Source organism: Paenibacillus sp. GM1FR, from assembly GCF_002803315.1.
Lineage (GTDB): Bacteria > Bacillota > Bacilli > Paenibacillales > Paenibacillaceae > Paenibacillus > Paenibacillus amylolyticus.
Window position 1 is genome coordinate 42,922 of record NZ_MKZL01000019.1, and the last position, 19,537, is coordinate 62,458.

21 protein-coding genes are annotated in these 19,537 nt (G+C 35.0%); 19 read left to right on the plus strand and 2 right to left on the minus strand.

Annotation, left to right across the window (positions count from 1 at the left end; translation table 11 throughout):
- Positions 1–476 precede the first annotated feature (476 nt).
- On the plus strand, positions 477–1,433 hold the full coding sequence (locus PAEAM_RS14890) for a tyrosine-type recombinase/integrase (RefSeq protein ID WP_100528097.1): 957 nt from the start codon (positions 477–479) through the stop codon (positions 1,431–1,433).
- A gap of 146 nt (positions 1,434–1,579) precedes the next feature.
- Here the strand turns inward: PAEAM_RS14890 and PAEAM_RS14895 are convergent, their stop codons facing one another.
- Positions 1,580–2,005 carry a hypothetical protein gene (locus tag PAEAM_RS14895; protein WP_100528098.1) on the minus strand — a complete coding sequence of 142 codons (426 nt, stop codon included), beginning with the start codon at positions 2,003–2,005 and terminating at the stop codon, positions 1,580–1,582.
- Positions 2,006–2,329: 324 nt separating this feature from the next.
- On the opposite strand from PAEAM_RS14895, the gene PAEAM_RS14900 reads away from it, so the two are divergent.
- From PAEAM_RS14900 to PAEAM_RS14980, 18 genes are all read left to right on the plus strand, one after another.
- Entirely contained in the window at positions 2,330–3,343 is a 1,014-nt protein-coding gene (locus tag PAEAM_RS14900; RefSeq protein ID WP_100528099.1) for a 3D domain-containing protein, read from the plus strand.
- Between the two features lie 527 nt (positions 3,344–3,870).
- Positions 3,871–5,169, plus strand: coding sequence for a sensor histidine kinase (locus PAEAM_RS14905; protein WP_100528100.1), 1,299 nt, complete (start codon positions 3,871–3,873; stop codon positions 5,167–5,169).
- Between the two features lie 135 nt (positions 5,170–5,304).
- Positions 5,305–5,946: a flagellar brake protein gene (locus PAEAM_RS14910; RefSeq protein ID WP_091037139.1), complete on the plus strand. Its 642-nt coding sequence runs from the start codon at positions 5,305–5,307 to the stop codon at positions 5,944–5,946.
- Positions 5,947–6,162: 216 nt separating this feature from the next.
- Positions 6,163–6,582 carry an AbrB/MazE/SpoVT family DNA-binding domain-containing protein gene (locus PAEAM_RS14915; RefSeq protein ID WP_100528101.1) on the plus strand — a complete coding sequence of 140 codons (420 nt, stop codon included), beginning with the start codon at positions 6,163–6,165 and terminating at the stop codon, positions 6,580–6,582.
- Between the two features lie 289 nt (positions 6,583–6,871).
- Positions 6,872–7,405, plus strand: coding sequence for a hypothetical protein (locus PAEAM_RS14920; RefSeq protein ID WP_100528102.1), 534 nt, complete (start codon positions 6,872–6,874; stop codon positions 7,403–7,405).
- 45 nt (positions 7,406–7,450) lie between these two features.
- Positions 7,451–7,963, plus strand: a complete 513-nt coding sequence (locus PAEAM_RS14925; RefSeq protein ID WP_100528103.1) for a hypothetical protein — start codon at positions 7,451–7,453, stop codon at positions 7,961–7,963.
- Positions 7,964–8,215: 252 nt separating this feature from the next.
- Positions 8,216–8,599 (plus strand): hypothetical protein, encoded by a 384-nt coding sequence (locus PAEAM_RS14930; RefSeq protein WP_100528104.1) that lies wholly within the window; start codon positions 8,216–8,218, stop codon positions 8,597–8,599.
- A 197-nt stretch (positions 8,600–8,796) separates the two neighbouring features.
- The gene (locus PAEAM_RS14935) at positions 8,797–9,495 is read left to right on the plus strand and encodes a DsbA family protein (protein ID WP_100528105.1); all 699 of its coding nucleotides are present in this window, start codon (positions 8,797–8,799) and stop codon (positions 9,493–9,495) included.
- A gap of 657 nt (positions 9,496–10,152) precedes the next feature.
- Positions 10,153–10,728 (plus strand): hypothetical protein, encoded by a 576-nt coding sequence (locus PAEAM_RS14940; RefSeq protein WP_100528106.1) that lies wholly within the window; start codon positions 10,153–10,155, stop codon positions 10,726–10,728.
- Between the two features lie 440 nt (positions 10,729–11,168).
- Entirely contained in the window at positions 11,169–11,360 is a 192-nt protein-coding gene (locus PAEAM_RS32320) for an S-layer homology domain-containing protein (protein ID WP_243391374.1), read from the plus strand.
- Positions 11,357–11,470: an S-layer homology domain-containing protein gene (locus tag PAEAM_RS32325; protein ID WP_243391375.1), complete on the plus strand. Its 114-nt coding sequence runs from the start codon at positions 11,357–11,359 to the stop codon at positions 11,468–11,470. The genes PAEAM_RS32320 and PAEAM_RS32325 overlap by 4 nt, the downstream gene beginning before the upstream one ends.
- Positions 11,471–11,544: 74 nt before the next feature.
- On the plus strand, positions 11,545–12,705 hold the full coding sequence (locus PAEAM_RS14950) for a hypothetical protein (RefSeq protein ID WP_100528107.1): 1,161 nt from the start codon (positions 11,545–11,547) through the stop codon (positions 12,703–12,705).
- 385 nt (positions 12,706–13,090) lie between these two features.
- Entirely contained in the window at positions 13,091–14,641 is a 1,551-nt protein-coding gene (locus PAEAM_RS14955) for a hypothetical protein (protein ID WP_100528108.1), read from the plus strand.
- Between the two features lie 65 nt (positions 14,642–14,706).
- Entirely contained in the window at positions 14,707–15,843 is a 1,137-nt protein-coding gene (locus PAEAM_RS14960; RefSeq protein WP_100528109.1) for a hypothetical protein, read from the plus strand.
- A 165-nt stretch (positions 15,844–16,008) separates the two neighbouring features.
- Positions 16,009–16,992 (plus strand): HNH endonuclease, encoded by a 984-nt coding sequence (locus PAEAM_RS14965; RefSeq protein WP_243391376.1) that lies wholly within the window; start codon positions 16,009–16,011, stop codon positions 16,990–16,992.
- Positions 16,993–17,013: 21 nt separating this feature from the next.
- Positions 17,014–17,334 carry a nucleoside triphosphate pyrophosphohydrolase gene (locus tag PAEAM_RS14970; protein ID WP_100528111.1) on the plus strand — a complete coding sequence of 107 codons (321 nt, stop codon included), beginning with the start codon at positions 17,014–17,016 and terminating at the stop codon, positions 17,332–17,334.
- A 342-nt stretch (positions 17,335–17,676) separates the two neighbouring features.
- Positions 17,677–18,198: an AbrB/MazE/SpoVT family DNA-binding domain-containing protein gene (locus PAEAM_RS14975; RefSeq protein ID WP_100528112.1), complete on the plus strand. Its 522-nt coding sequence runs from the start codon at positions 17,677–17,679 to the stop codon at positions 18,196–18,198.
- 155 nt (positions 18,199–18,353) lie between these two features.
- Positions 18,354–18,872, plus strand: coding sequence for a hypothetical protein (locus PAEAM_RS14980; protein WP_100528113.1), 519 nt, complete (start codon positions 18,354–18,356; stop codon positions 18,870–18,872).
- A 147-nt stretch (positions 18,873–19,019) separates the two neighbouring features.
- Here the strand turns inward: PAEAM_RS14980 and PAEAM_RS32730 are convergent, their stop codons facing one another.
- On the minus strand, positions 19,020–19,304 hold the full coding sequence (locus PAEAM_RS32730; RefSeq protein WP_133120449.1) for a DNA-directed RNA polymerase subunit alpha C-terminal domain-containing protein: 285 nt from the start codon (positions 19,302–19,304) through the stop codon (positions 19,020–19,022).
- Between the last annotated feature and the right edge of the window lie 233 nt (positions 19,305–19,537).

Below are 19,537 nucleotides of genomic sequence, written 5' to 3' on the forward strand. Positions count from 1 at the left end.
TATTTAATAAAGGATTGCTAACAATCAGTTTAAACAAAATTATTAGTGTAATGTAAAGGTGAGAGTCTACATTGGTTTACCGTAGTAAATATTATGTAAACTTTATAAAGGTAGTACACTTGTATATTTCTAAAGTAGGTGTCTTTACCTCCAAATTTCAAGCTCTTTTGACTTAATACAGCTACATATCGTTAGAGAACACCTCACAAAATGAGCTAAAAGAGAAAAGAAATGATCTTCAAGAGGACCGTACGTGCTATAATAAAGTGCACCAAATCCATATTTTGCGCCCTTTACGTTTAAAGGCAATTTTACTACTGATAATGGGAAGTTGTATGTGAATTTCAATCTTCATAAGTTTTATATTAATGAAAGTTATCAACATAAATAGATATTTTTATATTATTTATAATTTACTTACTTCTATAGATGTATTTTGAATTTGATTAAGAGTTTATTGTTAGGAGGGAAAGTTAATGAGAAAACCTTATGAGCTCGAGGATTTGTATAGTGAGCAGATTCGAGCTTTTCGAATATACCTGAAGCAATCCGGATACACCGCCTCAACACAGAAAGAATATATGAGAGAGTGTTTGACCTTTCTAGACTCATTAAACGGTTCCCCGCCCCAGGAGGTAGGGAAATTGCATATTATGGAGTTTCTAAATGATAAACAAGCAGCAGCCGATATAACACGGAACAGAACTCTTTCCGCTATCAGGACATTTTATACCGCATTAATGGATTTTGAGCTTGCTTCTAAAAATCCGGCTGCAGAAGTGAAAAAGTCCAAAACGGAAAAAAATAAGAAGCCCGTGTATCTTGAGGAAGAGGATCTCACAGAGAGCCTTAAATTTATCGAAGGGCGTTACCGAAACAGAAACATAGCTATATTCTTACTTATGGCTTACTGTGGATTACGGGTAGGGGAAGTTCACCGGTTGAATTTAAAAGACCTGAAAAAGACTAAAGGAGTAATAGAAGTGTTTGGTAAGGGTAGAAAATGGAATGAAATACCCGTTCCAGACGTTTTACTAGACTACCTACTAGAAGTTGAAAAAGAGAGGATTTCGCCTTATAGCCTTAGGGAAGATGCATTCTTTATATCTCAAAAAGGGAGAAGACTCTCGATCAGACAGATTCAAAAGCTAGTTAATCAAACATTTGAAGCATTCAAAAAGAGTAATCCAAATGTAAGTGATATGAAACTATCTTGTCACAAGCTAAGACACTCATTTGCTACGATGCTTCTCAAAAATGGAATTGATATACGAGTCGTAAAGGAACTTATGGGCCATTCATCAATAGAGACTACAATGATTTATACTCACGTTAACGATGAACAAAAGAAACTGGCTATGGCAACCATGAATGTTCCTTTAGATTCTATCGGCCAATCAAGTGTTTATTTGCAAGAGACCCCTCATCCTTAGATGATTAACAACTCAACAGCAATGAAGGATATGAACTGAACGCATCTAAATCGAATTGATATGAGTTGAAATATCATTAATGAAATATAGTTTCATGTGAGTTCAAAGTGAGAGGCATGATAACGCCTCTCTATAATTCTTTTTTTCTAGTCATCTGACTTCTTAGACTGCATGTCTAGCTCTGTAATTGGCTCAGAATTTGGAGTATAGAGACTTATTTCAACGATAGACTCCACCAAGCGTATGATAATAAAGATTGCTAATATCAAGATAGAAGTGTTTGTATAAAAGTCATTCCCCGTAAAATAGCCAATGATTAATCCTGAAAACAGAAAAACAAATTTAATAATATTATCACTATTTGTCAATCTAAATACATAGACTATTATCCCAATAAAAAATGCTTCAAATGCTGTAAAGTATGCTACGGCACAGAAGGCCAAACATACTGTGATAAGGGCAGTGTCTATAAAGTACATCCGAAGTTCTACTTTTTTTAAAATTACCAGAGAAATCAAGCTTAATACAATTAATAAACATAAAATTATAGCTATTGGCCAGTTGGCATCCATAATGAACAACACTCCTTATTTTGAATTCTTAGAATTAGATGGACCGTCGTTGTCCGAATTAATCCATTGTTTTATCCTCCCTTTCTAAAGACAAAAAAAGCACCACTATAAACCTTAGAGGTTATAGTGGTGCTTCCACATTTCAACGTATTTATTTCATTCAATTTTATCATATTAAACTCAGATGCTCAAAGATTATTTAGGCTTGTCTGACTGATGGTTGTACTTTATACTAAGATTAATCAAATATCTTGAATCTGGAAGCACCAGACTGCTCTAAAAAGCGGTTTGGTGCTTTTTTTATTTTATTGAAGGAGTGACTTTATGTATTACCGTAGAACAAAAAAATGGCTAATAGCGTTGGCAATTTCAGTTCCTATCTTATCTGGCTCATCTTTGGTGTATATTCTCCAGACAGAAAAGCAACAGAATATTGGGAGCTTGCAGCTACCCAAATATCGTGTCGTCGTAATGTCTGACAACCACAATACTACAGTGGATACGCATGCTGAAACAGTTGGAGAAGTATTGACACAGCTAAATATTAAATTGGGTAATCAAGACATTGTAGAGCCTGCTGCGACGGTAAAGTTGACCTCTAATACACAAATTAGAGTTACGCGGCTTGCGAAATCTGAAAAAGAATATGAAGAAGAGATCCCGTACACAATAGTAAAATATAATGATCCTGATCTGTTTATTGGTGAGGAAAAAGTAATACAACAAGGGATACCAGGGAAAGAGATAGTTAGTCAATCTACAGTGTTAGAAAATGGTCAAGTATCGTTAGAACACGAACGTTCACGAAGAGTGATCCATCCCTACACGCCAGAGGTTATAGCTGTAGGGACAAGGGTTCCTGAACCTAAAGTAGAGTATAACTATACTGATGTAATTGAAAATATAGCTGCTACAGAAGATGATAATATCAATCAACCACAAGAGGGTTCAATAGTTCTCGTAGAAAACAAGAAAAAAATCACCACGATTGAGGAAAGACCGGTAGAATATAAATTTATTTTGGAAGAGGTTGAATTAACTGCATTTACAGCAGGTGTTGAGTCTACTGGTAAGGATCGAGGGCATCCACAGTATGGTATTACAGCTTCAGGAGCTACAGTGGAAGAAGGTCGAACAATTGCAGTTGATCCAAGTGTAATACCAATGGGTTGGTGGGTGTACATTGAAGGTGTAGGCTATCGAAAAGCGGAGGATACAGGTAGTGCGGTAAAAGGTAATATCATTGACGTATTTATTGAAGATCTCGACAGTGCGATACTTTTTGGTCGACAAAAGAACAAAAAGGTATACGTAATTGGACCGAATAAACCAAAATAACTTAGTTATCAGGAATTACATATTGATTAAACCTTAATTTAACATTTTCTTGCTTTCAAATTAATTTAAAACGTACAAATGCGAAGCACTCATCGTCCTTTAAGGGCGGTGCGTGCTTTTTTTATTCGAATTTGCTTTTAAATCTATACAAATTGAATTTGATACTTTGATAGTAGGTCTGAGAGAAAAGCGTCTATTATAAAAAATACTAAGGAGTCTAGTACATGTATAGTGGAGAGTTTTAGTCATGTAATAATTAAATTGTTCGATTACAAGAAAAACAGATGAGCAATAAATTAATTGGTCAATTAAGAAGCGTCTAGGTAGTCTCTTTACGTATTAGATAGATAGGGATTACGCTGTTGCTTTTTAATCAGTATAGAAAGCAACTAGTAGGCCTACTTTAGAAGTGTTATTTAAATTTAAAATATCACTTTAGTACATATCATTCAGTATCCTTGAATAAATAATGGAGGATAGTGTCGATAAGGATAGAGAAGTATACTTAATCAAGCTGGAGGAACAACATGAAGGCTTTTCTGTTCAAAACGAAACAAGTGAAAATCATTCTTATAATTGCTATTTTACTACTTACTATTTTAGGTCATTTAAATCAAAAATACTATAACTCTACTCGAGAAGCGCTTATTTACGAGCAAGTTGAAAAGATGCAAGCTGAAGCATTAAACATTAGCATCTGCATTCAATTATCACATAAGGGGGGAAGGTCATTAGAAGATTTAATTAAACAGAATGTAATGTCAACTTCATTACAAGAGGTAACGGTGTTTGATCCATCCATCTTTCTTAAACAACAGAGCAAATATCAGAAAATTGGTGATACGGGAAAATATGAACAAGGAATTCTTTTCGGAACTTACCAGTATGACATTGAAGAAGATTATGATTACGTGAGAAGGGCATATGAGGGCAAAAAAGAATTCACCTTTGAAACTGAAATAGACCGTAAACCCATTCTAAAAGCTTACTTCTATTTCCATCTTGGGTATCCGGTGATCATTAGTATAGTATCGGACATTAGCAAAATTAATAATTACATGGTCTCATTTCTTCTTAAAATGCAGTTGCTGATTGGAATTTCTACTCTACTCGTATTGATTGTACTAGGAATTATATCGAGAAATTACACAAGTAACATAATTATGGGGCTACAATCTGAAGAGGCAGCATTTTTTAGTAACATGGATCTTCTTTTCACTACGGTTAAGGAACAACGACATGACTTTAATAATCATATGTCCACTATTCAATCACTAATAGCTACTGAGCAATATGAGGAACTTAGAAAGTTTACAGATGAGATGATTGGAGAAGTAACAATTATTAATGATATCATAAATATTAATTCTCCAGCACTAGCAGGTTTGATACAAGCTAAATTAACATATGCTTCAAACCATAAAATTGCATTTAGTTATGAGATTAGCAGCATGCAACTCGAGTTTTTAAAGAGTACTGATCTTGTAAAAATAATAAGTAACCTGATTGATAACGCCTTTGACACTGTAAAAGCACTACCTGAGCAAGAAAGAAAAGTAGAGCTGACTGGTTACTTAGAAGATGATCGATTGTTATTCAAAGTATTCAGTAGTGGTCCTCCAATTCCTGAAAATTTAATTGATAAACTCTTCGAAAAAGGATTTAGTACCAAAAAAGATAAAGGACATCATTCTGGATTGGGTTTATATATAGTTCAGAGGATCATTAAACGATATCATGGCCGCATAACTGTTGATTCAAGAGCCAATGGAAACACATTTACTATTTCGATACCTATAAAATCAAAAGAGATCTGTTCTCTCTAAGAGGTTTACCGTCTCTTCCGATTATGATAAAATGAATCAGAAATGAATACATCTAACGCGAAGCACGCGCATGTCCTAAAGGACTGCCGTGCTTTTTTTGCGTTTTAAACTACTTAGGAGGGATGACAAACAATAATGATTGCTCTTGATGCGTTATTTGTTGATCAATACGTGGAGCTTGAAGACAAACAAGGTAATATGTTGGTTGCACAAATCAAAGCTATTGATTCAGAGACATTTCGAATTGGCTCCATTGTGGTTAAACATCGGATATCGATACCTAAACTCGTAAAGAAGGAGGTTTACATATATTTTGCAGGAGGATCAGGAGAAAAATTTCAATTCAAGACTTGTGTTCTTTCCCAATCTAGAGGTGAACCAGTAGAGCTACAGCTTTCCATTCCAGAGGACGTTTCCATATTAACGGTACAAAAGAGAGAATTTTTTCGGGTACCTGCAACCGTGAGTTTTAAACTTGATGTTGGAATAAGTGATCATCCGATGAAAAGTTATATCACGAAGGATATAAGTGGAGGTGGGCTTTCATTTATAAAAGATGGACATTTGTTTGAATACAATTCGGAAGGGCTCAACGGATTATTATTTATCGAAACAAGAGATTCCACTCATGAAATTCCCTTTAGAGGGAGATTCGTGTATCAGAATTTAATTGAAAGTGGTCTTCAAATTGCATTAGAATTTACAGATATACGGGAATCACATCGAGACATTATAATAAAATATTGTATGAGAGTTCAATTGCAGCGTAGACTTTAGCATGAATAGTCGGTCTAATATTAACTGCATTAATGATTTAGGATGCTAATTTCTAATGACGTAAGCATGTTGAATTAAGAATATTTATGAATAATCCAGCACCCCATCAAAATCAATGAGATAAAATGTAGTGATGGGGTGCATGTTTCTTGATTGTTATAGGAAATTATTGTGATATAATGTAATATCTAAAGAAAGGTTGAAAGGACGTGAGCGATGAGTTTTGTTCGAAAAATTGAAGTAGAAGGTAGATTATCTATCCCTAAAGAACTTCGAGATAGGAGACATATTTATTGCGGTAGTGAACTCATCATTAAAACAGAAGTGGATAAGTTGATTCTTATAATTCCTCAATCAAATTGTATACTTTGTTGTAAGAACACAGGCTCGAAGCTTATTGATTTTAAAGGAAAAATTGTGTGTTATCAATGCCTAAAGATGGTGAAAGCTAACTCTACAGCGTTAGAGAAAACTGAAGAACTACTTGATAAGACAAGCAGAACCTCTAATCTGATTAAAATGAAAAAGTTAATTGAACTAGATCCTGAGATTAAGCAATATCAAATTGTTGAAATATTAGGCATTTCTCGATCTAGAGTTTCTCAAATGAAAAAAAGTCAGAAAACGAGTTTATAACAAAGAGAGTATTCGGTTGCAATCAAACTGAATAGCGACAATGCAGTATGATTAGTTATTACATAGAATATCACTGAACTCCTAGTAGGAACATAGAAACAAAGTCTGAGACCCCTCTTAAAAAAGATTGGGTAATGCCTTTATGGGAATTCTATAGACAGATTGTATCTCAGGGAATATAATGGAACTAATTAAATAAGAGAAGCGAGGAAGCACCTCGCACTTAGTCATTACTAAGTGTGAGATTGCTTCCTCTTTTTGCGTTTTAAATTAGTACAGGGGGTTAGTCATGAATACGTTGGATGTAGTAATCAATCTGCTTGAAACAGGGAAATCATTATCTTTGTTAGATAATCAAACAAACGGAAAGATGAATAAAAGGGACGCGATACATAAAATTGCCCAGATAATTAATGAACTCCTTGGTTATGATCGTACTACGGTTGTGACAAATTATATTGATGGAAAGCTGAATCTGAAAAATACAATTCTTAAATTAGTTGTTAAAGACATTGAAATATCAATTCCCTATCCACCAGAATCGATTGTAGGTAATATTGGACATTCTTATTCGAATTCAAATCTAGTCACACTACCTATTAAAAATCCAGTACAGTCATATTTTCATGGTAAATGTATTGAGGCTGTTCGGAAAGCCTCTGAACAATATGGTAGTTTTCTCTCAAGAAGTGATTACACAACTTTCGCGCAAAACAATCAAGGTTATCCTTGTGCAGAAACCATAATTAAATACCTGGGACAAGGTTCGACAAAGTGGAAAATAGCTATATCGAACGCTTTACAGTTAAGGTTGGCAAAGTAAAGCATCTATCGAAATTATTAAATTTATTTGTAGGGGGAGAAGAGAATGGCTCATTATCTTAAAGTAAACAAAGGAACGGAACAGTGGAGTGTTATCCATCATCAGTTTACATATCATGAAAAGTGGTTTAAATATAACGATGAAATTAGTAGTTTTTTAGGTTGGGATGTTAAGGAGGAATTTGGACTATATATGAATGTAGAAGTTTTAACACTAGAAAGGGAACACCTAAAAAAGTATAGGCCCGAGTGGATCGAGCAATTTAAAAAAAACTCCAAACCGGCTGAGGCTAAAATAAAATCGCATGTTAATAAATCTTGGATCAAATTATGTAAGGAATTGGGGTTAGAAGTTGCAAGATTCATTGATGTTAGGATTTCAACTGCTCTTCTTAATGAGCGTATTAACGTTCATCAACTGGAGGATTATTATATAGAAATACATAGTGAGAAGATCTTTTTGCCAAATAATTATAACTGGGGGGAAGAAGTTGATACCCCTTCCTTTTTAAGATTACAAGCCGATCATATTGAAATAAAGAAACTACAGAGTGCGTGAATGTCTTACAGGCACTGATCAAAGACCATTTAAATGTTAATGAGTATTTATTTGATGTATTTACAAAATGGGCTTCCTGCGTGCTACATCTAAATCCACTTGTACTTGCCAGAGCATTATTGTTTGTTTACACGGCAGATACTCAAAGGATATAATAAAATTAACTGAATAACGACACGAGGAAGTACCTCCTTCAACTGCTTAGGCTGTTGCATGAGGTGCTTTTTCTATTTATAAGGAGTGAAATGGATCGTGAGGAAATTCATCCGCAGCATTTCATTATTGATGGTTATGTTTATTAATGGATGTAATCAGTCAACAAGTGTCTTACCTACTTTACATAATTTAACCGAGAATTCCTTCATAGCTTACGATGAAACAATATTATCAGGTAAACAAGTGAATAGAGTATTGGACCGTTATACAGAGGTGGTACCTATAGTTGTTGTGAAAGACGGAAAAAATTACGTTTTTGGAGGGAAACAAGTCCTAATGGATTCAAATTTCAAAAGAACTACTAGTGATATTTTCGATAAAGAAGCTCTTATAAACTTTGAGGCAACCTATAAAAGTCTTGTAGTACGTGACCTAAACAATGATATTGTGGGTATTAAACTAATAGAGAGCATCCCCTAAGATCTCACTTGGTTCATTTAGATTCTTAAAAGTTTGATTAGACACCATTCAATATTCACTTGGTTTTATGCACAAGCTGATGTATAATCTAAAGTAATTGAATATCCGGGAAGAGGAAGCACCTCAATAGGACCACATGGTCTTATTGAGGTGCTTTTTTTGTTTTTTCGGTACAAACTAACGAGGGAGTGTTATAAATGAAAATTGAGAAAAAAAGGAACTCACTAAAGAAAGGGATAATGGTATTTACCTTAATGGGATTACTAGTAGTTCTTCTTATGGTTCTTTTATCAGGTTTTAATTCAAAAGAGGAATTCCCCACTTTCCAGGATGTAGACGGTAAGATAGAAGTCATGGCAGGAGAGTACAAACTTGATAAACAAGCTTATATAGGTGATCCACAAGCGCCGGTTAAGGTCATTGAATTTGTCGATTACAAATGTCCCTATTGTATGGCCTGGAATAATGACAATTTCGATAAATTCAAAGATAAGTTTATTGATACAGGCAAAGCCCAACTCTATATAGTTAATTATCCTTTCTTAGGCCCAGACAGCATAAAGGCAGCAATGGTAGGAGAAATTCTTTGGAAACAAAATCAAGAGGCGTTTTGGGAGTATCACCATGCAATTTATAAGAACCAAGGAGAAGAAAGAACCGTTTGGGCGAATGAAAAGTTTCTACTTAAATTAATCGATGATTATGTACCGCACGGTAATTCAAAATTGGTTGAAGAGAGCTTGAATAATTTAGAGGGATTATATGAAGTAAAAGAAGATTTTAAAATTACCTCCATTAATGGCGTTGCGAGTGTACCAACATTTGTTGTAGGGGAAGATAAATATGTTAATCCTAGTTTAGAAAAGTTATCTGAGATCATAGAATCAAATATGTAGATATTAACTCAAACTCATTTTATATGATCACTAAATTTGGTATGTTTTCTCAAAACCAACAGGGGAATTAGTTGTTCAATTTAATTTTACATACTAGAGAAATCAAACAGCAGGGGGTATCCTCTGCTGTTTGATGTTTTTCTTGAGGAACCTACGAAAAAAGAGAATACTTCGAAGAGCTTCACCGGCTCCGTGATAGTCAGAAGCTCTGGATCGAAATAGAAAGTAAAATTAAGGAGTTTCCACCCTGGAATTTTTCTAAGGGATACAGTGAGCATCATCTCTGTCGACGAAATTGTAAACTGAATAGTCATACTTACTGATTAGCTCAGTTATTGATCTCTTCGTCGATGCTGAGCTAACTATTTTGTACGCTTGTATTGTGACTGAATGCTGCAGAAGGTAAGTTGTTGTCTTTACCAGATGAATAAGTATTTAAGCTAATTACTATGATAAAAACATTGAATCTTATGTTCAGAGTTGCTAGTACTCCATAGGTATTCAAATATTTTATTCTGTGGAGTAGAGTAATCAATTAATGTTCGTAGATATCTTTTAAAAATATAAAGAGATAAAATTCAGATCTTTGGGAATATGTTCATATATTTTGGGATATAAATAGAGATATCAATATATTAAACTCGGGGAGTGTTCAATATGGAATTGCGTAAAGACAGTTGGGACGTTGAAGCAGATTTGTTTTTAGCACAGACTGTATTACAGCATATCGAATCTGGAAGTACACAATTAAAAGCATTTGAAGAAGCTAGTGAAAAATTAAAAAGATCAAAAGCAGCGTGTGGTTTCCGCTGGAATGGATCCTTACGTAAAAAGTATGAGGACGCTATTCGAAAAGCTAAACAAATCCGAAATCAAAACAAAAGTGATGGAAGTATTGTTACTATCACTAATTCAAATACGATTGCTCATGAACTGAGTCCCAGAGAAGAACATAATACGGTTTATTCACTTCAAGACCCCATTCAACTAGACCAAGAGTTTGTAGTTACCTTTAATGAAATTATGGATAATCTGAATTCACATATTTCGTTGCTAAGACAGATGACTCTAGAATTAGCAGGACGTCTCGAAGAAGCGAATAATAAGAATGAGAAGTTGAAAAGTGAATATGCAAACTTACAAAGTGAAATAATTAACGCTGTTGACATGAATGTTTTTATGAGACTCGCCGATAAGATATCAAATAATAAAATGGAACAAATAACTGGGTAAACAAAAAGCAGCCGCGAGCTGCTTTTTGTTATTATCTTCAAGCTTGTGAAACATCAACTTAACTAAAAGATCAGGAGCAAAATGGATTATAAGTATTTTTGGGATAATATACCTATATCCTTTGATCATTTAGTGGTAGAATATTCTTGTTATTGGCAAGTTTGATAGGTATTACGGAACAGAAAACTACATTCAAGATTATGGGAAGGACGTGTAAATGAACAGCATAACACATTCACATAAGAGCAGATCCCTAATAAAACTAACTCAATGTAGAAACACCCCACGTAACATTTAGATTCAAATTAACAAATCTGTTTAATCTCAATCTGAAAAAAAGGTCAATCCTAAAGAATACATAGTTTATATCAAGGAAGTATAGTCTGCTTTTAACATGTGGAGCGTGAAAGAATTGAAAAATCCGACTCAACTCTTATTAAGTGGTGCATTGGTATTGGGGATGTATTGATTCACCGGAAACACAAATCAGGCTGCAGTTACCTCATTTAAAGATGTACCTGCCTGCCATCGATGTAGCCGTAGCGAATGGCTATTTCAAAGGATATATTGTTGGCACCTTTAAACCAGGTAGGACGGTAACCCGTGCAGAGTTAGCAACATTTCTGGCTTGAGTGAGGAAGAAGTAAATGATGCAGTTTCTTTAGATTTCCTAAAACCCTCAGATTATCCGAATGGGTTTAAACCGAGCACGACGTTGACACGCGAAGAAATGGCGAAGTGAATCATCTACCAATGTGATTCAAAAGACTTATTATTCAATTTATTTTTTCTCAAATTATCGATTAAGGGGACCTTATGAAAAAACTTAACTTATGCTTTCTTATTGTTATATCGCTCTTACTAATGGCTAATCCTATATCAGCAGCATCCACATCCTATGATTCTCTGCCTACGCCAGATTGGAGCATTGCACATAAGGATAGCTCTGACATTATAAGAAAAGTGGCACACTTTGCAAGAACAAAGGATTATCTTTATTTTATGGATTCGTCAGGGAAGGTCACCGTGTATAAAGAAAAAACCAGAGCTAAAGTTGGGACAGTTGATGTCATTTCATCTTCCCGTGTGATTTTTGCGAAATTTGGTTATAAAAATGAAATTTTCTCTAATGGAAATATGTCATTTATTACTGCTTACATGGATGAAAAAAAGAATCGAGAATTCTTCCAACTCCGTGTGTATTCTCCAAATGGTAAAAAACTATGGGGTTATACATTTACAGAGAAATCCTCCGACGAAGTAGGATCTTACATCATGAATGATGGTACACTGCTTGTTCATTTAAAACTAAACACCTCCAAATATGTGACATATCGTTTCAGTGCCGATGGTAAACTACTCAATAAGAAATCAATTAACGAATTTATGTACTACAAACAAAATGGCTTTATTACAACTCTTTCTAATTGGTCCTCAGCAGGTGAATACAAGTCTACGCTTTCTTTTTATGACGATTACTTGAATAAATCATTTAGTTACCGGAATATTGGGTTGTCTTTTATGGGTATTTTAAAAGATAAAACAATGCTATTCACAAAATTTGATCAAGGAGAAACAACGGCAGTTATTGCTAAAAACTCACAAGGAAAAACACTCTGGACAAAAATACTCCCAGAGTCAGCTGGTGCTTATATCGGACAGACTAAAAGTTCAACTAACTCATTTTTAATGAAAAGCAAAACTTCTATTTACGCTTTTGACTCAAAAGGATTGATAAACAAAACTAAAATCACATCAAATTCTTTTGAGCTATTTGAATCGGATGAAGGTACAACCATTCTTGTTCATGATCAAAACCAACTTGGAATTCTGGATCGAAAATCACTAAAAATTAAAGCATTGTACAAATTTAACATGGAGATAGGAGCCGGACAATTATACTATGGAGGTAATGGGATAGTTTACGTCATGAATTATGCTTCAGGTAATGTGAGTAAATTTACTCTTTCATATTAGATTGAATGACGACCTCTCAAAAAGGAGGCCGTCGTTTCTATTTCACGATAAACAATATTTGTTTCCTTGAAGGTGCCAGTTCTGCTCCAGTTTATAATTGATCTCCATCTTGCACTATAGCAATCCAGTTCCCATATCTGATCCCAATACAGAATCTATGTAAGTCTAGGCGTCTCTATATGCTTACTCATATTTAGCTTTCTTTTGATAAAGGCTTGTTAGCTAGTTTATTTAATCTGAGAGTTTATCGTTGATATTCCTTTCCAAGACGAACGCATCCAACTATTAATTATTTCAATTATCACACTCGAGAAGATTGAGAATGAATCCTTAGTTTGTAATGATGATATACCTAAAATAAATTGATTTGGATCGGAGAGTACTAATGAAAAAGATACATAATATAGCGGTTATAATCGTGTTGTTACTTGTTTTAGAGTGGACTGTTCCTGGAAAATTAGCTATGGCTAATGAGATTCCAACCGATAGTAGAGATAAGATCTATTTTGAATGGATGCAAGATTCGAACTTTCGTAATAGAACAGGAGACGCCATTATTCGGAAAACTACAGTAGACTATCATACAGGTTTATTTACTAGTGAAGACACCGTGGTAGATTATGTAGATAAGTCTTCGGAGTACAACTTCAGAAAGATTAATGGTATGAATACAAAAAATCCATTGATAAGCTATTCAATCCTACAGAGTGGTTCGACCGAAAAAATTGTGAAGTATGATAGCCGCACTAAGGTATTCTCCATTATTGCTAACCGAAATAAAGCGAATGGAAGGATAGACGGCGTTTATCCAGATGCAAACATGTATGTAGTAGAGAAAGGAAGTCGCGAATACCTGGTGTACTCTATATCGACCAATAAGCTTATACATAAAGCCAAAGAACGACCTACCGAGCACAACGATATATTTGTGACGAATGTATTGTATCGTAATTATTTTGATCCAGCACCTAAAGTAGGCGCATTATATGTCGAGGCAGGAGTATATTTCGATTCAAAAAACTATACTTATATAACATATCCTGGTGAATACCCCTACGAGATCAGGCCTGATGGAAGTAAACTGAAACTTAAATCTTATCAAAAAAACAACTCAGATGACTTTGTGTACAAAAGAACATTAAGTTCTTCTATTGTATATAAGCAAACGAAGAAAAAAAGGTCATACAAGCATGATCTTATTATTAATGGTAAGTCACATACTCTGTTAGAGTCCGATACGAGCAGAGCAAATTATGCATTTGGTATCGCTCAATTTAGCCCTCATGGGAAATATGTTGTGCTGTGGGTCAACTACACAGAGAACGGTAGAAGAGTCAAAGGTAAAGAGGAGTACCGTATATTTGATACCTCTAATGGGAAGTTAATTCAAACAATACCGATTAATTCGACAGGTTCATCTTCTGCAATCGACTATGGCATGAGTTGGATGGGTGGCACCGATCATATTATTCAATCTGGCTTGCTAAATTTTGGAGCGTATCGAATTGTAGGCTCTGATCTGATGACACCTCGAAGATACGGCAATGTCGTTGATTACTCACACGCAGATTCCTATTTCTATACGTTTGGCATGGATAATTATTTAACTATTAATGACCCTATACCAGTTAAATTCAAAGGCAAGTACATGCAATATGGGGGACAAGGATCGTTTCGAACGACGGACCTGACAATATATTCTCCAGTAGATGAACTTGTAAAACTGCTGGGGGGTAACATAGATAACAGCAATGGCAAGATCACCGTGACTTACCAGGAGAGTTCTTTTACTCTAAATCGCAGTAAGCAAATTGTATGGAAGAATAGAGTGTATTATCCGTTACGGGAGTTATTAACCGGGATATCCCTGAAGCTCCTGGTTGACACTAACTATCTAACGTCGAATGACTGGAGAGAACTGCAGATAATAAAATAACGTTTCACAATGAAGTTACAAGATCGAATTCATTATTTAAATCAATAATTTTAAGGAGCTACTTTATGAGAAAAACACTATTAACACTGACCGGTTTTATTTTTCTACTCTTAATGACGGCTACTCCTATGTATGCAGCACCAACATCCTATGACTCCCTACCTAAGCCAGACTGGGTTGTTACACACGATGAAGTTAGTAACTTTGGAAAAATAAAAGATTATCTTTATTTGATGGATTCCTCAGGAAAGGTCACCGTCTATCAAGAAAAAACAAAGACTAAAATAGGATCTGTTGATGTCATTTCTTCATCATGGGTGCAATATAGTGGTGGATTTGAATATAAGAATCAAATATTATCCAACGGAAATATGTCATTTATCACATCGTACAAGGATAAGAAAAAAAATAGAGAATTCCCTCAACTTCGGATTTTTTCACCAAAAGGGAATAAGCTTTTGGATTACACGTTCACAGAAAAAACTACGAATGAAGTTGGGTCTTATATTATGGACGATGGTACATTGCTCGTTTATTTAAAACTTAATTCTTCTAAATATATGACATACCGTTATAGTGTAAATGGAAAATTGCTTAGTAAGAAAATGATTAATGAATTTATGTATTATCAACAAAATGGATATATCTCAACCATTTCTAATTGGTCCTTTGCTGGAGAGTATAAAAGTACACTCTCTTTTTACGATGATCAATTGAGAAAAGAATTTAGTTATCGAAACAATGGTTTGTCTTTTCGGGGAATCTTGAAAGATAAAACGATGATATTTACAAAATTTGATCAAGCTGGGTCAACGGCAGTCATTGCTAAAAATCCACAAGGAAAAACGCTCTGGACGAAAACAATATCAGAGTCTGCTGATTTTTTAATTGGAAACACAAAAAATTCATCTAACTCATTTATGTTACAAAGTATTAGCTCCATTTATGCTTTTAATTCTAAGGGTTTTGTAACCAAATCGAAAGTTTCAACTACAGGTTCATTTTGGATACGTGAATCAGCAGATGACAAAACTCTTCTCGTTGAAAAACAAGATGGACTACTAATTTTAGATCGAAGAACGCTAAAAACCATAACCTCATATAAAATAGACACTTCGGATAAACAATTTAATTATGCCGGTAACAGGGTTGTTTACATTGTGGATCCACTGACTAGTAATGTGAGTAAATATACACTTTAATATCGAATAGGAATGTTGTTAGTTGCAGTGCAGTGGACTTGCCGAATTCTCATTGGACAAACTTCGATTGCGAGTATTGGTAATGAAAGTAAAATCTCTCATAGTTCATAGATGGATGTTGTATCAGCATTGTGAAATAACAATATGATAGATCGGGGTAAAATAGTGGACTTCTTAGAAAAATGGCTACACATAATCCGTAATTGTTCTTTTGATAACACCTACAAAATGGCTTGGGCTAAAGCAATTACAGAAATTGCCGTAGAGCAAGAAAATTCAATTCAAATAGAAGAAGCATTTCTGGTTGAAATTCAGTTAAGGGATATTGCCAAAAAGGTTCTTCGCTATTATTTTGAACAAACCCTATTCTTTGATCTTCAGCAAAGTTCGAATCCTGTGAAGCCGCCTGTCATGTTGAGCATTGCGAAGGAACTGATAGCCACTTATCAGGCTCGTACAAGCTCGATTAAGCCAGTAAAATGGTTTAAGTCGAATATTGAGGCGGTATGCAGTTCAGAGTATGAGAAGGCTGTTTCTTCTACCGTAAGAGCTCTGAAATCGGATGTAAGTTACCGCTTCCTACGTGTTGAAGGTAAGGAAGTGGAAGGCGTATATCAATATGTACAGAAGGCGGATAGTTTATTTATGCAAGGAGAGGATGTACTTGCGCTTAAAGGTAGTCGCCTAATTGTATTTGATGCCATTAATTATCGATGGACGCAGATGTTAGAGAACTTCAATCACTCTCCACGACTTTCAAAGAAAGTACGAATAATCGACGAAGATCAGGTACGTCGAAAACCGCTTGGTAAGTTTGCAGAATTCATTGAAGCTGAGAACCCTGAATTTCACTGTTTTTTATGTGGAGAAAAAATTGTAGCTGAGACACCTGCTATTGATCATGTTATCCCATGGTCATACCTCTACTCCGATGATCTTTGGAATTTGGTATTTGCACATCGATCTTGTAACAGTAGTAAGTCAAATGTGATACCGCATGAGGAAAAGATTATTCAGCTAGAAGCAAGAAATCAAGTGCTTCTTCATCGTTTGAAGGAGAATAGTAAGCTGAATAAGCATGTCTCTGAGCTAGAATTGGCTATCGAGAGCAACATCGTACGGAAATTCTGGATTGCATGTCTGGGTTGAAAAAGATAGGAGGGTTTTGAGATGAAGACGTATAACAAACTTGTGCGTGATAAGATACCGCAAATTATTGAAACAAGCGGCAAATTATATGATGTGAAAGTCCTTAGTGAAGAGGAATATGAAACCGCACTTAAGTTGAAGATGCAAGAAGAATTAAACGAGTTTCTTGAAGCAAAAGACAATAACGAGCAGATACTTGAGCTGGCTGACTTGTTAGAGGTAGTCTATAGTTTTTCCCTTAGCCAAGGTACAACGGTTGAGGAACTAGAGAATATTCGTAAACAAAAACATGATGAACGCGGTGGGTTTGACAAGAAGATTATGCTTTTAACTGTCCAGTAGTCAACATCCCCTCACTTCATAGGTGGAAAAATTGAATGGCAACGATATTCTATTTGATTAGTGCCTAACTTAACTCATGTTTTCAGTCGTAGTTTAAATTGTAGTTGCATTATAAGTCGCTCTTTATGCGGCTTTTTTATCTTTTTAGGCATTATTCTTCTGTCATGAGGAGAAGAACGGATTCCGATTACCACGTAGACGTCTGCTAGAGGTACTCATATTATATTTCCTTTTGGTCTAGCACTAATAACACTCATAAACGTAAACTTGTTGTAAAAAATCATGTTCACTCTTACAATAAAAATAAGACATGCAGTTAATATTTTCGTGGGAGGAATTTCGATGAAACGGACCGGAATGAAGAGATCTTTGGACCGACTTGGACGTATTGTCCTTCCAAAGGAATTACGGGATACGATGGGAATTCATATCGGCGATCCGCTTGAGTTTTTCACTGAGGGAAAAGAGTTGATTTTAAGAAAGTATAAATCGACATTATGTGTGTTCTGCGGAGATCTGGATACAGATATGTATTTTAAAGAACAATTCATATGCCGGACCTGTGCACTAGACTTAAAACTTCAAGATAACATTCCCCAAGAGTACGTTCCTCAAATAGTAAAAATTCCTGCATCCCCGGAGGGTATCGTTCCTGATTCTAAACAAGATACCTCTAACGATTTCAATGAGAGAGCCAGCAATGATTACCCAAATTTAAGGCCAAAAACTGCCATAAAACTCAATCAGTTAAAAGAAATCATTGAACAACAGCCTGACTTGGCTCAACAGCAAATAGCAGAAAAGTTGGGCATTAGTCAAGGACGCATCTCCCAATTAAAGAAACTTCTTATGAAAGGAAATTAGTTCTAAAAAAAATGTAATGCAGTTTTTGCGTGCTTACCTACCGATACAACTTCCAGTTTGCCTATGAATTATTTATAGATAGTCTAACGTTAGGAGGAAATCTGTAGCCACTAGCAGTACTGCTTATGATTTTTTTGACCAATTGGGGGTGACTTATGAAAAGACAAACGGCAGAAAAATTGATTTCGATGTTGACTACTAGTACGCATCAGCTTGTAAATTACACATGTGAAGTCATTGAGCTTAATGGTGAAGACACAGTAACATCATTCCATCAATGGGCAGATAATAAGTCAGTTCTTGGTCTTTTTCTAATAGGTAATGCTGAAGGAGAACAGCTTTATTTTCTGATAATTGCATGGAATCAAAAAGTTAAAGATAATTATTATATAGTAACATTCCCTTATAATAAGTCACGACCTATCACAGAATTACATAAAACAGAAACATTCGGTAACACGGCGACTACTTCACTTGTTTGGATGTATAAACCTATGAAACGAGATGGGAAAAATCAAGAAAGAAAACAGTATTTTAAAAATTACTATGGTAGTTTGAACGTTAATGTATCTCTACCTCAAGTTAACTCAGAGGTTGAGATGTTTATTAAGGATCTCTTCTTGCTGTGCAAAATCAGGATGAAGGCAGATGACTTATCAATACCTACTCGATAGATTGACTGAGTTTCCGGAAGGTCGTCTGTTGGAGAAACGTCACTTACAAAGAGAGTGAAACTTAACTTTGATTAAACTTGCTAAGCAGCTAGCAATTGATGGAGCAGCCATACTAAATAGAGATTCGATAGCATATTAATTTCCGACCTAGAATCTCTCATTTAATAGTTGGTATAATCTATTCTGTGAAGCCGTCCCAAATAACCTTATCTTGCATAATTCCATGTAACTGATATCCATCAACTGTTCGATGGTGTTAATTCTATGGCGCATCAGGCATAAATACATTCTCTTTTCAAATGAATGGTCCACGGGTGTTAAGAGCTCCTCAAGATCCAAGTTGTATTCAAAATTATCAGCCAAGTTGAAGATCTCTCGCAAACTCAATGTCCATTTGATTGCACCGATAGAACAAAACAAATACACATTCATTCTAAAATTTGCTGAAGCAAAATTATATAGGGAGATTAAAGACTGGATCTATGCCAATATGAATTACATATTCGTTGTGGCAGGGGACTGGGTTTCTCAGCGAACATTTCAAATGTTTACACTGCCATATATCTACTAGAAAACAGATAACGATGATCAAGTAATGGAGATCTAATTAAATGACAGCAACCTAACAAAAATATATCTTACTTATCATGCATAGATAGGTAGGT

Coding starts and splice junctions, on each gene's coding strand:
- PAEAM_RS14890 (WP_100528097.1), top strand. CDS start 477: ATGAGAAAACCTTATGAGCTCGAGGATTTGTATAGTGAGCAGATTCGA.
- PAEAM_RS14895 (WP_100528098.1), bottom strand. CDS start 2,005: ATGGATGCCAACTGGCCAATAGCTATAATTTTATGTTTATTAATTGTA.
- PAEAM_RS14900 (WP_100528099.1), top strand. CDS start 2,330: ATGTATTACCGTAGAACAAAAAAATGGCTAATAGCGTTGGCAATTTCA.
- PAEAM_RS14905 (WP_100528100.1), top strand. CDS start 3,871: ATGAAGGCTTTTCTGTTCAAAACGAAACAAGTGAAAATCATTCTTATA.
- PAEAM_RS14910 (WP_091037139.1), top strand. CDS start 5,305: ATGATTGCTCTTGATGCGTTATTTGTTGATCAATACGTGGAGCTTGAA.
- PAEAM_RS14915 (WP_100528101.1), top strand. CDS start 6,163: ATGAGTTTTGTTCGAAAAATTGAAGTAGAAGGTAGATTATCTATCCCT.
- PAEAM_RS14920 (WP_100528102.1), top strand. CDS start 6,872: ATGAATACGTTGGATGTAGTAATCAATCTGCTTGAAACAGGGAAATCA.
- PAEAM_RS14925 (WP_100528103.1), top strand. CDS start 7,451: ATGGCTCATTATCTTAAAGTAAACAAAGGAACGGAACAGTGGAGTGTT.
- PAEAM_RS14935 (WP_100528105.1), top strand. CDS start 8,797: ATGAAAATTGAGAAAAAAAGGAACTCACTAAAGAAAGGGATAATGGTA.
- PAEAM_RS14940 (WP_100528106.1), top strand. CDS start 10,153: ATGGAATTGCGTAAAGACAGTTGGGACGTTGAAGCAGATTTGTTTTTA.
- PAEAM_RS14950 (WP_100528107.1), top strand. CDS start 11,545: ATGAAAAAACTTAACTTATGCTTTCTTATTGTTATATCGCTCTTACTA.
- PAEAM_RS14955 (WP_100528108.1), top strand. CDS start 13,091: ATGAAAAAGATACATAATATAGCGGTTATAATCGTGTTGTTACTTGTT.
- PAEAM_RS14960 (WP_100528109.1), top strand. CDS start 14,707: ATGAGAAAAACACTATTAACACTGACCGGTTTTATTTTTCTACTCTTA.
- PAEAM_RS14970 (WP_100528111.1), top strand. CDS start 17,014: ATGAAGACGTATAACAAACTTGTGCGTGATAAGATACCGCAAATTATT.
- PAEAM_RS14975 (WP_100528112.1), top strand. CDS start 17,677: ATGAAACGGACCGGAATGAAGAGATCTTTGGACCGACTTGGACGTATT.
- PAEAM_RS14980 (WP_100528113.1), top strand. CDS start 18,354: ATGAAAAGACAAACGGCAGAAAAATTGATTTCGATGTTGACTACTAGT.
- PAEAM_RS32730 (WP_133120449.1), bottom strand. CDS start 19,304: ATGAATGTGTATTTGTTTTGTTCTATCGGTGCAATCAAATGGACATTG.